We start from the raw sequence: 12,628 nt of genomic DNA on the forward strand, positions 1-12,628 counted from the left end.
GAAAAGTAATTATTGTTTTCATACATAAAGCAAGAAAAAAGAGAGGGGGACTATGATGACTAGTCATCTATATATGCGTTTTGTAAAACTTCCGATTTTGTTGAGGATCCTGATGATTGCCGCTATGATGATTACTCTGTTTGGCGTCATCATTCATTATGTTGAGCCAAAAAGCTTTCCAACAATTTTTGATGGGGTCTGGTGGGCGATCATTACTGCATCAACAGTAGGGTTCGGAGATTATTATCCCGTATCTACATGGGGACGAATAACGGCAATACTTCTCCTGCTGATTGGCACAGGATTTTTATCGTCCTATTTTATCCACCTTTCAGCAGCAACTGTTACCAAACAAAATGCATATGCAGAGGGGAAAGTAGGTTTTAAAGGCAAAGATCAGATTATCATTATCGGGTGGAATGAAAGGTCTCGTTCGGTTCTCAGGTCTCTCATAGAATCTGATGAAAAAATCATATTAGTGGATGATTCCTTGGGGTCTAATCCTATTAAGGATGACAATGTTCACTTCATCAGGGGGAGGGCGAACAAGGATGAAACTTTACTGGATGCCGGCATCTCAACAGCCAGAAAAGTAATTATTACATCCGACCAGAACCTTGATGAGCTTCAAGCCGATATGAATACGATTCTCACGCTTCTCGCGATCAAAGGCTTAAACCCGGACATCCGGTGCATCGCAGAAATCCAAACCACCGAACAGATCAATAATGCGAGAAGAGCCGGAGCAGATGAACTAATACCTGCTAATGCTTTGACTAGCGCCGTACTATTAAACAGCATCGCTTCTGCGGAAGTTGTGAACCCTTTGCTGGATTTACTAGGGGAATTAAACGGGAAGCGCTTGTCTTATATTGAACCGGAAGCTTCTCTTATTGATAAAAACTTTCAGGAAGCAAGCAGCTTTCTGCTGAAAGAGCGCAATATTATATTGATTGGAAGCAAAAGAGGGGATGACATTATCGTCAACCCCAAAAACAATATTAAAATTAAATACGATGATCAGCTGCTTGCGATTTCCAATGATTAATGAAGCAAAGCAGATTCTACTTCTCGGACAAGCGACTTTCCGACTTCGATGTATTTTTCCGGAAAGCTCGCATCCTTGTCCACAGGCTCCTGAAATTGATTGAATGAAGCGCTGGCATTCCCAATCTCCGCATGGTCATCGATGCCTCGCTGATATTTATGCGAGAGAAGGAATGGGCGCTCTAAACTAACTGTGCAGCCTTTGGAATCGAGTTGGCCGTCAATCGCCTTAAATGGCAGACGCAAAAATTGATAACCCACTTCATCATCAATTTTATAATCAAAAGCACCATGATCATAATCCCAGTTACCCCCGATGGAATATCCCAAAGGTTTAAGCAGCTGCTCCAGTTTAAATAAATCGAAATGTTTGCCCTCAAGCTCAGATTGTATCTCAATCAATGGTCGTTCCGCCTTTCCATTCATTTTCGCTTAGTTTTAACCAAAAGAGGTATTTTAATGAGTGGTGTACGATCCGATTAGCTTGGAAACCTTCTTTAAACCGGTGTTCGTTGCTGTTGTATTACGTTTATTGGCGAAAATCAATTTTTATTAGCGGTTTTCACAATTTTATTGGCGATTATTTATTTTTATTGGCGATTTTCACAACTTTATTGGCGATTTTCAAAATTTATTGGCGAACTGGAAATTTCGTGCGATTTTTTCCAATTTTAAAAGAAGCAATTCATACAAAAGGAGCACCCGCTAATATAGGGTGCTCCTTTTCACCATTATTTAAGTCGTTTTTCCAATTCTGCTTTCTTTTCTTCGAAGCCTGGTTTTCCAAGCAATGCGAACATGTTCACTTTGTAAGCTTCTACGCCTGGCTGGTCGAATGGATTCACGCCGAGCAGGTAGCCGCTCATTGCGCAGGCTTTTTCAAAGAAGTATACAAGGTAACCGAATGTATACTCATCAAGCTGAGGGATTGTCAAAACAAGGTTCGGTACGTCGCCATCAGTATGGGCAAGCATTGTTCCTTCGAACGCTTTGTTGTTGACGAAGTCAACCGTCTTGCCAGCTAGATAGTTCAAGCCGTCAAGGTCGCTTGCAGCTTCTTCAATTGTCATTTCATGGCGAGGTTTCTCGACTTTGATGATTGTTTCGAACAAGTCACGGCGGCCTTCCTGCACATATTGACCAAGTGAGTGTAGGTCAGTCGAGAAGTTCGCTGAAGAAGGATAGATTCCCTTCTGGTCTTTTCCTTCGCTTTCGCCGAATAGCTGCTTCCACCACTCAGAGAAGTACTGAAGAGATGGCTCATAGTTGATCAGCATTTCAATTGTTTTACCTTTGTTGTAAAGCGCGTTACGGACTGCAGCGTACTGGTAAGCAGGATTTTCTTCAAGCTCTGAATTTCCGAAATCCTCTCTTGCCTGTGCTGCACCCTTCATCATCGCTTCGATATCTGAACCGCTGACAGCGATTGGCAGCAAGCCTACAGCCGTCAATACAGAATAACGTCCACCTATATCATCAGCAATCACGAATGATTCATAGCCTTCTTCGTCAGCAAGTGTTTTCAATGCACCGCGAGCTTTATCCGTTGTTGCATAAATGCGTTTGCGGGCTTCTTCCACTCCATACTTCTCTTCAAGAAGCTTGCGGAAAATACGGAATGCGATTGCAGGCTCCGTCGTTGTTCCAGACTTAGAGATGACATTGATCGAGAAATCTTTTCCATCCAAAAGATCCATCACATCTGTCATATAAGATGAGCTGATGTTGTTGCCGATAAAGATAATTTGCGGTGTCTTGCGCTTTTCTTTTGGAAGAGCGTTATAGAAGCTGTGCTGTAAAAATTCAAGCGCAGCACGTGCACCAAGATAAGAGCCGCCAATCCCGACAACAAGCAGGACATCAGAATCACTCTTAATCTTTTCCGCAGATTTCTGGATGCGTGCAAATTCTTCTTTATCATAGTCTACAGGCAGATCGATCCAGCCTAAAAAGTCGCTGCCTGCACCAGTCTTTTCATGTAATGAATGATGTGCTACTTTTACAAAATCCCTTAAGTATGTAACTTCGTGTTCACCAAAAAAGCTTAACGCCTTTGAGTAATCAAAACGAACATGTGTCATGTCTGATCCTCCATTATTTTATATTCTCTATCACTTTAACCAAATGAAAGTCAATAATCAAGAAACACCCCCAAATGTAAGCGTGCCCAATTGTGAAATTTTAAGTAAACTTATTAAAAAGTTTAGTTCATCACGATTGGGCACTTTTATTGTTCTTCTTTCCAATGTATAAGAGACCGATTGCGTGCCTAAAAAATTAGTTGCTCTTTTACCCCTTACCCTCACTTCTAGGGCAAAAACACGAGAGTACCCTTAAGGTTTCAGTTTTGCTTTGACAATCAGCCTGTGTGTTGCTGTATCAATTGGGGTGCAAGTTATAAGGGTGAGCACCTTTTCATCCTTACTCCCTCTAAGGACAGAAGTTTCGCGCGGTTCCACAACTAACGTTTCGTATACTTCATATTGATAGGTGTTGTTTTTATCCCTTACCGTGACGGTATCCCCTTTGCTTATTTCATCGAGCCGGTTGAACATACTTCCATAGGCCCGGTTCCGGTGGGCGGCAATGGCATTGTTCCCTGGCATTCCCGGAGCCGGTGTTCCTTCAAGCAGACCAGCTCCTTTATCCAAATTCGCATCAGATGCACCATTTAATATAGGCAGCTTCACGCCAATCTTGTCTATTTCAATGACACCGACCATGCCGGCGGACCGTTTCTGTTTTGTCTCCTTTTGATTTTCGGCCGGTAGCTTTTCAGCCTCTTGTTTTTCAGCTGGCGGAACTTCATCCACACTGCTCTCTGCCTGTGTTTCAATACTGAATACATCCTCAAGCTTCCTTAGACTCTCTGCAGCCACCATATTCTTCTGACTGCTGTCCTCCCATGTTTCAATCATTTTCTCCTGATTGTAGGAAGTGTAATAATCTTTTGCAGCTGGATAAAAGAAGATCGACAGACCAGCAAGAATCATTAATAACGACAATACTTTTCTCATAACTTCACCTCGTATAAAAATAAAAGAGGGGAATCGCTTCCCCTCCACCTCAAGTTTAGTTCCTCAATGGATTCCTGAATCTTAGCATGACTCCTCCTGCGGCAATCAAGAAGCCAAGTACATAGAACATTGTCCTGCTGCTTTCACCGGTTTGAGGAAGTACCTCGCCGTTATATACCTGTTTAGTTGTTGTCCCATCAGAAGTATTCCCGGATCCTGAATTATTTCCTGGTGCTGGCGTTTCAGTATCCTCGTCTGATTCCGCCTCTTCTGATTCCGTCTCTTCTGCTTCTTCCTCTACCATTTCACCTTCCATATCCCAGTTTAATTGTAGTGTCAGCACACTTTCGACAATATCCAGGGACTCAATTTGCGAAAGCAGAATCAATTTTGTTTCACCGTTGCTGGTTATCTCAAGTCCACGAATCAATTCCAGTTCAATTTCTTCAGTCAGCGTGAGGCTGAATAGTTCATTGATTCTTTCAAGGCCTATTCTCTTGCCGCCCATCATGACCAATGTTACTTTTTCAATTGGACGTGGAGTCTCATCTATCACGATTCTAATCATTGATAGTATGTTCATAGTTTCATCAGTATCCTCTGAATCACCTGGTTCAGATGGTTCAGATGGTTCTTCTACAGGAAGTTCACAAATATCCAGCCAATAATTAACCGAGCCTTCTGCTTCCACTCCTACTCTTACTTCACTGACTGGGATGACAAGCTCTTCACCTGTTGTAAAAATCAGTTTGAAAGCTGAAACATCATCTTTTATGAATTCACCGTCATCAAAAGATTTATATAAAGGGGATGAACCCGGATTCGTCATTTCCTCCCACTGACCATCAATCTGAACAAAGGCGGTTTCAACAGGATTGACACATTTGTCGATGTGCAGGTGGATCTGCGTGCTTTTATTTTCATTGCCTGGTTCGGTTCCATTATCAGCCGGCGTTGACTCATTTCTGCTTTCTTCAGCAGCATTATTTCCGTCTCCATCTTTATCTTCTTCTGGTGCATTATCTCCTTGTGAAGCATTATCTTCTTCTGGTGCATTATCTCCTTCTGATGCATTATCTTCGTCCGGTTTTTCATTTTCTTCTGCATTAGTTTCTTCTTGAGTATTATTTTTCCCTGAAGCATTATTTCCGTTTTCACCATTGCCTTCCTGATTATCACTGTTCTCAGCTGCTCCAGGTTGATTTGTTGTTTCTTGTTCAGAGTTACTATCCTCTTTCTCAGCTGCTGAAGCTTCCTCAGTATTTGTTTCATTTTCCGTAGTTGCCGCTTTTACATCACCATTAGACTTTTCTGTTTGATCCGCAGTCTTTGAACCTACTTTGATGTTTTTTTGTTTAACAGTATTTTCTTGCTGAGAGTTTGTTTTTTGCTTGCTATTTTCCGCAGCAAACGCACCTGTAACAGGGAAAGTAATCATAAACAATAACATGAATGCAACTACGATGGATAAGCGCTTTTTAATTTTCAAAATTTCTACCCCTTTTCGAATAAAATTGTGCACCACTAATAAACTGAATATTCAGTTATTTTAAAAGAGTACTCGCCTCCTTTTCCTTGTATTCATCCTTTTACTAGACAAAACAACAGCCAGGTTATCTCTAATTTCATGGCAGCCAGGACAATCTTAGCCGTAAAATGCAGCCTTAGACCCCTCGCTTTGCGTCCCTGTTTTTCAACAGGTTTGCCCTGAGCATGATTGGTGTTAATATGGATTCTTATGTAAATAATTCCTACTGCTCCATTGTCTTACATTTAGAGACTTACCACAGTTACCCAGCTGCTTAAACATTTAGTCCCAGAAAAAATATTGGTAAATTTTTCATCGAATGCTTTATTTTCCCGGAAAGGAGGGTGGATTCAGTGCTTAGGGTTCTATTTTTAAAGGAAATACATGAGATTTTTTACCTATAAAAAGACAAAGGACCCAGGGAATATTCCAAGGGTCCTTAAAGGTTTATAACGACATACGATAGATGTTCAATACGTCATCTTTATTTAATTTTGCAAAGTTGCCAAACTCGCCATTGACCATTGCTTTGTCAGCCATCACTTCCAGCTTGCTGTCATCAATGTCATAATCAGCAAGTCTTGATGGTGCACCAATGCTGTTCCAGAATTCACGCAGCTTTTCAATTCCTTCCAAACCTGCTTCTTCGTCTGTCTTGCCTTCTGGATTTACTCCGAAAACTCTGACAGCCATTCTCTTGAAGCGCTCTGGTTTCACGTTAAGGTTATGCTTCATCCAGTTCGGGAACAGGATGGCTAGCCCGCCTCCGTGAGGGATATCATACACTGCTGATACGGCGTGCTCGATATTATGAGTAGCCCAATCGCCGCGGTAACCCATGTTTAGGATTCCATTCAATGCCATCGTTCCTGAGTAAAGAATCGTTGCACGATACTCGTAGTTCTCCAGGTCCTCAAGCAGTTTTGGTGCTGTTTCCATCACTGTCAAAAGCAAGGATTCGGCCATGCGATCCTGGAATTCAGTGTTCTCAGTCAGGTGGAAATAGTGCTCGAATACATGTGACATCATGTCAACAATGCCGTAAATTGTTTGGTCCTTAGGCACTGTAAATGTGTTTACAGGATCCAAGATAGAGAATTTAGGGAAAGACACCGGGCTGCCCCAGCCGTACTTTTCATTCGTTTCCCAGTTTGTGATGACAGAACCGGCATTCATCTCAGAGCCTGTAGCGGCCAATGTCAATACTGTCCCGAATGGAAGTGCTTCTGATGCAAAAGCTTTCTTTGTAACAAGATCCCATGCATCGCCATCGTATTTTGCTCCAGCTGCGATAGCTTTCGTGCAGTCGATAACACTGCCGCCGCCCACTGCAAGCAGGAATTCAATACCTTCTTCTTTGCATATTTTTACACCTTTATGGACAGTTGACAGCCGAGGATTTGGTTCAACACCTGACAGTTCGGATACCTCCGCGCCAATTTCATTTAGAGTGTTCATGACTGAATCATAAAGTCCGTTTCGCTTAATGCTGCCACCACCGTAGACGAGCAGAACCTTCTTGCCATACTGAGGGACCTCATTCTTCAGTTCCTCAAGCTGACCTTTTCCAAAAATAAGTTTAGTTGGATTATAAAATGTAAAGTTATCCATTCTTATCACCTTCCTCAAGGCTAATTATGTTCTTTTTTTAAAAGCAATGCAAAAAAAATACACTTCTTAATGTTCTCCAATGTGCTCTAAAATGTTTCATCTTTTTACTTGGATAAAGATTTAATATGTTCAGGATGAATAATTCATCAACTGCTGAATCACTCTATAAAAGAACAAATTTATTGAAGGAGGAAACACCCATGAGCGGTATTCAACGTGCAGCACTTGTTCTTACCATTATCGGGGCCATCAACTGGGGGTTAGTAGGATTCTTCCAATTCGATCTTGTTGCAGCAATTTTCGGCGGACAGGATTCAGCATTGGCTCGAATCATCTATGGCCTGGTTGGACTTGCTGGTTTAATAAACATCGGTCTTCTTTTCGCTCCAAGCGAAAGAGAGGAAAGAGCAGCAGAACCAAGGGCTACTCGATAACTGAATTTCACAAGAAAACCCGCCAAGGAAGGCGGGTTTTCTTGTGTTTATGATAATACTTTCTTAATTCGTTCGATTGCCCAATCTAATTCCTCTTGGCTGATGACAAGAGGCGGTGCGAAGCGGATGACGGTATCATGCGTCTCTTTGCAAAGCAGTCCCTCTTCTTTAAGGTCCTCACAATACTTACGTGCAGGTTCCGTTAATTCAACGCCAATGAACAAACCGCGGCCGCGGATATCCTTGATGATGGAATTATCGATTTCACGCAGCTTGCTGATAAAGTATTCACCAAGTTCAAGGGAGCGTTCTGCAAGCTTCTCGTCAATCAATACATCCAGGGATGCGATTGAAACAGCACAGGCCATCGGATTTCCGCCGAAAGTAGAGCCGTGAGAACCAGGATTGAATACACCCAGTACATCATTGTCAGCTACAACACAGGAAATCGGGAATACTCCGCCGCCAAGTGCCTTTCCAAGGATGTACATATCAGGCTGTATGTCCTCCCATTCACACGCGAACATTTTACCAGACCGTGCTAATCCTGCCTGGATTTCATCGGCAATAAACAGGACATTGTTTTCTTTACATACATCGAACGCCGCTTTCATGAATCCTTCTGGTGGAATGACGATTCCAGCCTCACCCTGAATCGGTTCAATCAGGAAGGCTGCAGTGTTAGGAGTGATCGCTTCCTTCAGCGCATCAAGGTCACCGTAAGGGATCAGTTTAATTCCCGGAAGCATCGGGCCGAAGCCGCGTTTATATTCTTCTTCAGAAGATAATGAAACAGCTGTCATTGTCCGGCCATGGAAGTTGCCTATACAAGCGATGATTTCAGCCTGGCTGTCCGCAACACCTTTAACATCGTATGCCCAGCGGCGAGCTGCTTTAATAGCCGTTTCAACCGCTTCCGCTCCAGTGTTCATCGGCAAAGCCATTTCTTTATTCGTCATCTTGCAAATCTTTTCATACCATGGTCCCAGCTGATCATTGTGGAATGCTCTTGAAGTAAGAGTCACACGGTCAGCCTGGTCCTTAAGCGCCTGAATGATCTTAGGATGGCGATGCCCCTGGTTAACAGCTGAATACGCACTAAGCATGTCCATGTATCTGTTGCCTTCTGGATCTTCTACCCAAACTCCCTCTGCCTTCGAAATTACGATTGGCAGGGGATGATAGTTATTCGCACCGTACTTTTGAGTCTGCTCGATTAGCGAGCTAGTTTTTGTTGTTGTCATGAACTTTCCTCCGTTCCAATGAAAAAATTGGTTAGACAATCATATTGTAACCTGTAAGCTCTTTCATTTTAACCCCCTAAAACAGATTGGTGGTAGGTTTTCCGTAGTTTTCCTTTAGAACTTGTCTGCAGCAGCTATATCGATTGACAGCTTTTCTTGGTTTCAACGGAAGTTGTCGGTAGTTGACTTAAGTTCGGACTGCTTTTCATGATTACCCTAGAAACCTGTCTGAAGTTGGTCCATGTTCGGACAGCTTTTCATGATTTCCTCTGAAACCCGTCTGAAGTTGCCCCGGTTCTGACAGCTTTTCATTGATTTCTTCCAAACCTGTCTGAAGGTGGCCCTTGTTCGGACTGCTTTTCATGATTACCTCTCAAACCTGTCTGAAGTTGGTCCATGTTCGGACAGCTTGTCATGATTCCCTATGAAACCTGTCTGAAGTTGCTCCGGGTTCGGACAGCTTTTCGTTGATTTCTTCCAAACCTGTCTGAAGGTAGCCCATGCTCGGACAGCTTTTGATGATTCCCCCTCAAACCTGTCTGAAGTTGGTCCATGTTCGGACAGCTTTTCATGATTTCCCTTCAAACCTGTCCGAAGTTGCCTCTTGTTCGGACTGCTTTTCATGATTTCCCCTGAAACCTGTCTGAAGTTGGTCCATGTTCGGACAGCTTTTCATGATTTCCCCTGAAACCTGTCTGAAGTTGGCCCATGTTCAGACAGCTTTTCATGATTCCCCCTCAAACCTGTCTGAAGTTGCCCCGAGTTCGGACAGCTTTTGATGATTCCCCCCCAAACCTGTCTGAAGTTGCCCCATGTTCAGACAGCTTTTCATGATTTCCCTTCAAAGCTGTCCGAAGTTGGCTCTTGTTCGGACAGCTTTTTATGATTTCTCTTCAAACCTGTCTGAAGTTGGCTTACGTCTGTATTTCCAAGCACTAAAAAAAACCGGACAAAAATGTCCGGTTTCTCCAGTAAAACTTATTTCTTAGCCATATCTGACTGGTTGATCCACTCTTGAAGCTTATCCTTCAAAGTGTTGAATCCTTGTGCTGAGTCATCCTGGTGCTGAACTACAGCAGCTGGACGCTTTGCACTGCGTGGCTTCTTCGCACGTTGTGGTTGTTCTGGTGCTTCTTCAGTAGCACGGATAGATAAACCGATTTTTCCAGCAGCTTCATCAATTGACAAAACTTTCACTTTCACTTCATCGCCAACTGTAAGGTGCTCGTTAACATCCTTAACATAACCGTGTGTGATTTCTGAAATGTGCACTAGACCTTGTGTATTTTCATCTAACGCTACGAAAGCGCCATATGGCTGGATTCCTGTAACTTTTCCTGTTAAAACGCTGCCTACTTGAATATTTTCTGACATGGAAACACTCCTAAAAATTGTTTTATTTTATCCCATTAATACGCAATTAAAAATTATATCATATTCTATAGCATTTATCAAAAGGAATAAGTTAATTCAATTTAGGCGTTTCCAGCTATTGGAACGGAAGATACCTTACTTTCCAGAAACCATCTTCCTGGACCATCTGGAAAACTGGTCCATCTGGACGATCTGCAAAATGCAGCTGGACACCGACTACTTCCTCTGAATCATCCTCTGCATGGTAGAGTGCGGCATATTCATACCCTTTCAGGACATCCCTGAGATCCAAACTGGCCATTTCTTGTTCTTGTATATATTGTTCCTCTGATGGCTTCCCGTCATTCTTGCTGTAAAGAGCGTATTTGGTTTCATAATCCCCAGCCTGGTCTGCATGGAAGTACAACTGCATGATTTCAAACGGTCCGTAATTCTTCAGAATATTGAAGTCCTTCTTGGCTGCGAATTCCTTATAACTCGATAGCAACGAAGCTGGGATGGGGAGAACAGCCTTGTTAATCATATCCTCTGCCTTCGAATTATTTGCGGAATTTATATATCTTGGATATACAAGATTCTCGTGCCTTTTCATTTCATTAGCTGGCTTAAGGAACTTATCGCTTTTCATCTGTTCGTACATAACTTTTACTGCTGCAGCTGTGTCGGTCTCCGGATAAGTTTCGAAGAGATATAAATAGGCGTCTTTCACTTCTTCTTTTAAAAGATTGTCTTCACCATAAATCGGATTTACGGTTGAGCCAAGCGTAAACAAGGCATAGAGGGACTGCACATCAGTACGCAGAATATCGTTGATTTTTAAATCCTCAACAGTTCCAATTGCAGTTTCAAGTTTCACTAATACATCTGCGTAGTTTTTGTAAGAAATTACTTTCCCCATATTGTTTTGAATCCGGTTGCTCCTTAATTCAAGGTAGGTTATATAGTCTTCATTTACTTTGCCGCGAAGACGGTCTGCAATCCCCATAAAATTCACATATGGCAATAGTTTGCCATCTTCTTCACGAAACGCATAGCCGTTTTCAACCGCAACGGCAGCCATCTTCTTCAAATCATTATCTGAAAGTCCATTTCCGCCGGCATTCATCTTTTCAACGACTGTCTCTAAACCTTCTTTGCTGATTGCCTCTTTTATATTCCACTCGTAAAAGACCATGCCATATTGATATACGCCTGTGTATGAATCCAGCTGCGTAAGCAGGGTAAATTCGTCACCTGCAAAGTCGGCTTCTTCATGGCCTTCTTTCTGGATTTTATTGATAATCTCGGAAGGAAGAGTAAAAGCCTGGTCGATTTGGCTTCTAAAATTTTTCCTCATCTCTGCCAAATCCTGCTTATCATGTTCTTCCATATAGGTTAGAAATTCATTTTTTGTATTTTGGATATCCTCGCCAATGGATGGATATAAATATTTCTCAAATCCAGCCCCCAATCCAAGTTCGGCTTTTGTTTCAGCAACTCTTTCTTTATAGTATTTCTCCAAATCCTCAAACACATCTTTAACATCGGCTTCCTGCAAATCCCCTGAACTATTTTCAACAGTGGATGCCTGCTGCTGTTCTGTTTTCTCGCCGGAAGGGTCATGGCCATCGATATATTGCATCATCAGGACACCGGCAATCATCCCCACTCCAATAAAGCTCGCCGCATAAGGTAAGTGAATCCATTTATTCCTTCTTTTCTTCTGTTGATCTCTTTTAATCGCCGCAAGGATCGCTGAACGATTCTCATCTTCCGGCATCTCGTCGTATGCACTTTTCAGGCTCTCCAGTCGCTTTTCCAATAACTGATCATCCATGGTTTGCACCCTCCTTCTTTTCGGCTAGAGTGAGCAGTTTCTTCAAGTGTTCCTTTCCTCGTGACATCCTTGTCTTTACATTTGCCAGTGATGCCCCGGTGATCTCCGCGATTTCATCATAGCTTTTATCGTGAAAGTAAAAGAGCAGGATCGGTACGCGATATTTTTCATCAAGTTTCTGGATGCATTCATGCAGTGTCCTATCTTCTTCAAACTGAAGGATGCTTTCTTCTGCTGTTTTCCCGTTGTATGTCCGTTCCTTGCCGATCTTCAGCACTTTCTTGAACTGCCTTTGTTTACTGCGCGCAAAATTCCTCGTCACATTCAAGGTGATTTTGTAAAGCCAGGTCGTGAATTTGGCATGTGAAAATTGGTCGAGGAAGCGGTAGACCCTGACGAACACTTCCTGGGTGATATCATCTATGTCGTCATATTTGTTCCCAAGCTGGAAGGCAAAGCGCCTGACTGTTGGAGTATGGATATCGATCAATTCCGCAAAAGCTTGCATATTGCCATTCCGGGACCGGAAAACTAATTCATCATCATTCATTTTGGAT

Annotated in this window: 13 protein-coding genes and 1 riboswitch; of the genes, 2 read left to right on the plus strand and 11 right to left on the minus strand. The window is 42.6% G+C overall.

Going from position 1 to position 12,628, the window contains the following annotated elements; translation table 11 throughout:
* Positions 1 to 73 precede the first annotated feature (73 nt).
* Positions 74 to 1,048 (plus strand): potassium channel family protein, encoded by a 975-nt coding sequence (locus J7E32_RS18020; RefSeq protein WP_286183422.1) that lies wholly within the window; start codon positions 74 to 76, stop codon positions 1,046 to 1,048.
* Here the strand turns inward: J7E32_RS18020 and J7E32_RS18025 are convergent.
* From J7E32_RS18025 to J7E32_RS18045, 5 genes are all read right to left on the minus strand, one after another.
* Positions 1,045 to 1,449: a YugN-like family protein gene (locus J7E32_RS18025; protein ID WP_214910200.1), complete on the minus strand. Its 405-nt coding sequence runs from the start codon at positions 1,447 to 1,449 to the stop codon at positions 1,045 to 1,047. The two genes, J7E32_RS18020 and J7E32_RS18025, sit on opposite strands and share 4 nt — an antisense overlap.
* Before the next feature lie 329 nt (positions 1,450 to 1,778).
* Positions 1,779 to 3,128 (minus strand): glucose-6-phosphate isomerase, encoded by a 1,350-nt coding sequence (locus tag J7E32_RS18030; RefSeq protein WP_214910202.1) that lies wholly within the window; start codon positions 3,126 to 3,128, stop codon positions 1,779 to 1,781.
* Between the two features lie 252 nt (positions 3,129 to 3,380).
* Positions 3,381 to 4,064: a class D sortase gene (locus tag J7E32_RS18035; RefSeq protein ID WP_214910204.1), complete on the minus strand. Its 684-nt coding sequence runs from the start codon at positions 4,062 to 4,064 to the stop codon at positions 3,381 to 3,383.
* 55 nt (positions 4,065 to 4,119) lie between these two features.
* Positions 4,120 to 5,553 carry an LPXTG cell wall anchor domain-containing protein gene (locus J7E32_RS18040; protein ID WP_214910212.1) on the minus strand — a complete coding sequence of 478 codons (1,434 nt, stop codon included), beginning with the start codon at positions 5,551 to 5,553 and terminating at the stop codon, positions 4,120 to 4,122.
* Between the two features lie 137 nt (positions 5,554 to 5,690).
* Positions 5,691 to 5,781: riboswitch (cyclic di-GMP riboswitch) on the minus strand.
* Between the two features lie 258 nt (positions 5,782 to 6,039).
* Complete coding sequence (locus J7E32_RS18045) at positions 6,040 to 7,203, minus strand: iron-containing alcohol dehydrogenase (protein WP_214910214.1); 1,164 nt, start codon at positions 7,201 to 7,203, stop codon at positions 6,040 to 6,042.
* Positions 7,204 to 7,403: 200 nt separating this feature from the next.
* Here J7E32_RS18045 and J7E32_RS18050 point away from each other — a divergent pair, with 200 nt between their 5' ends.
* The gene (locus J7E32_RS18050) at positions 7,404 to 7,637 is read left to right on the plus strand and encodes a DUF378 domain-containing protein (RefSeq protein WP_023626663.1); all 234 of its coding nucleotides are present in this window, start codon (positions 7,404 to 7,406) and stop codon (positions 7,635 to 7,637) included.
* A gap of 47 nt (positions 7,638 to 7,684) precedes the next feature.
* Here J7E32_RS18050 and J7E32_RS18055 read toward each other — a convergent pair whose 3' ends face one another.
* The 6 genes from J7E32_RS18055 to J7E32_RS18080 form a co-directional block, all read right to left on the minus strand.
* Positions 7,685 to 8,881, minus strand: coding sequence for an ornithine--oxo-acid transaminase (locus J7E32_RS18055; RefSeq protein ID WP_214910216.1), 1,197 nt, complete (start codon positions 8,879 to 8,881; stop codon positions 7,685 to 7,687).
* 211 nt (positions 8,882 to 9,092) lie between these two features.
* Entirely contained in the window at positions 9,093 to 9,245 is a 153-nt protein-coding gene (locus J7E32_RS18060) for a hypothetical protein (protein ID WP_214910218.1), read from the minus strand.
* 2 nt (positions 9,246 to 9,247) lie between these two features.
* On the minus strand, positions 9,248 to 9,505 hold the full coding sequence (locus J7E32_RS18065; protein WP_214910220.1) for a hypothetical protein: 258 nt from the start codon (positions 9,503 to 9,505) through the stop codon (positions 9,248 to 9,250).
* A gap of 354 nt (positions 9,506 to 9,859) precedes the next feature.
* Positions 9,860 to 10,255 (minus strand): S1 domain-containing post-transcriptional regulator GSP13, encoded by a 396-nt coding sequence (yugI, locus tag J7E32_RS18070; RefSeq protein WP_102264158.1) that lies wholly within the window; start codon positions 10,253 to 10,255, stop codon positions 9,860 to 9,862.
* A 115-nt stretch (positions 10,256 to 10,370) separates the two neighbouring features.
* Entirely contained in the window at positions 10,371 to 12,071 is a 1,701-nt protein-coding gene (locus tag J7E32_RS18075; RefSeq protein WP_214910222.1) for a hypothetical protein, read from the minus strand.
* The gene (locus J7E32_RS18080) at positions 12,064 to 12,621 is read right to left on the minus strand and encodes an RNA polymerase sigma factor (RefSeq protein WP_214910224.1); all 558 of its coding nucleotides are present in this window, start codon (positions 12,619 to 12,621) and stop codon (positions 12,064 to 12,066) included. Before J7E32_RS18080 ends, J7E32_RS18075 begins: the two co-directional genes overlap by 8 nt.
* Positions 12,622 to 12,628: the final 7 nt, after the last annotated feature.

The organism is Bacillus sp. ISL-55, from assembly GCF_018613155.1.
Classification (GTDB): domain Bacteria; phylum Bacillota; class Bacilli; order Bacillales; family Cytobacillaceae; genus Mesobacillus.

Coding starts and splice junctions, on each gene's coding strand:
- J7E32_RS18020 (WP_286183422.1), top strand. CDS start 74: ATGCGTTTTGTAAAACTTCCGATTTTGTTGAGGATCCTGATGATTGCC.
- J7E32_RS18030 (WP_214910202.1), bottom strand. CDS start 3,128: ATGACACATGTTCGTTTTGATTACTCAAAGGCGTTAAGCTTTTTTGGT.
- J7E32_RS18035 (WP_214910204.1), bottom strand. CDS start 4,064: ATGAGAAAAGTATTGTCGTTATTAATGATTCTTGCTGGTCTGTCGATC.
- J7E32_RS18045 (WP_214910214.1), bottom strand. CDS start 7,203: ATGGATAACTTTACATTTTATAATCCAACTAAACTTATTTTTGGAAAA.
- J7E32_RS18050 (WP_023626663.1), top strand. CDS start 7,404: ATGAGCGGTATTCAACGTGCAGCACTTGTTCTTACCATTATCGGGGCC.
- J7E32_RS18055 (WP_214910216.1), bottom strand. CDS start 8,881: ATGACAACAACAAAAACTAGCTCGCTAATCGAGCAGACTCAAAAGTAC.
- J7E32_RS18060 (WP_214910218.1), bottom strand. CDS start 9,245: ATGAAAAGCAGTCCGAACAAGGGCCACCTTCAGACAGGTTTGGAAGAA.
- J7E32_RS18065 (WP_214910220.1), bottom strand. CDS start 9,505: ATGAAAAGCAGTCCGAACAAGAGGCAACTTCGGACAGGTTTGAAGGGA.
- yugI (WP_102264158.1), bottom strand. CDS start 10,255: ATGTCAGAAAATATTCAAGTAGGCAGCGTTTTAACAGGAAAAGTTACA.
- J7E32_RS18075 (WP_214910222.1), bottom strand. CDS start 12,071: ATGGATGATCAGTTATTGGAAAAGCGACTGGAGAGCCTGAAAAGTGCA.
- J7E32_RS18080 (WP_214910224.1), bottom strand. CDS start 12,621: ATGAATGATGATGAATTAGTTTTCCGGTCCCGGAATGGCAATATGCAA.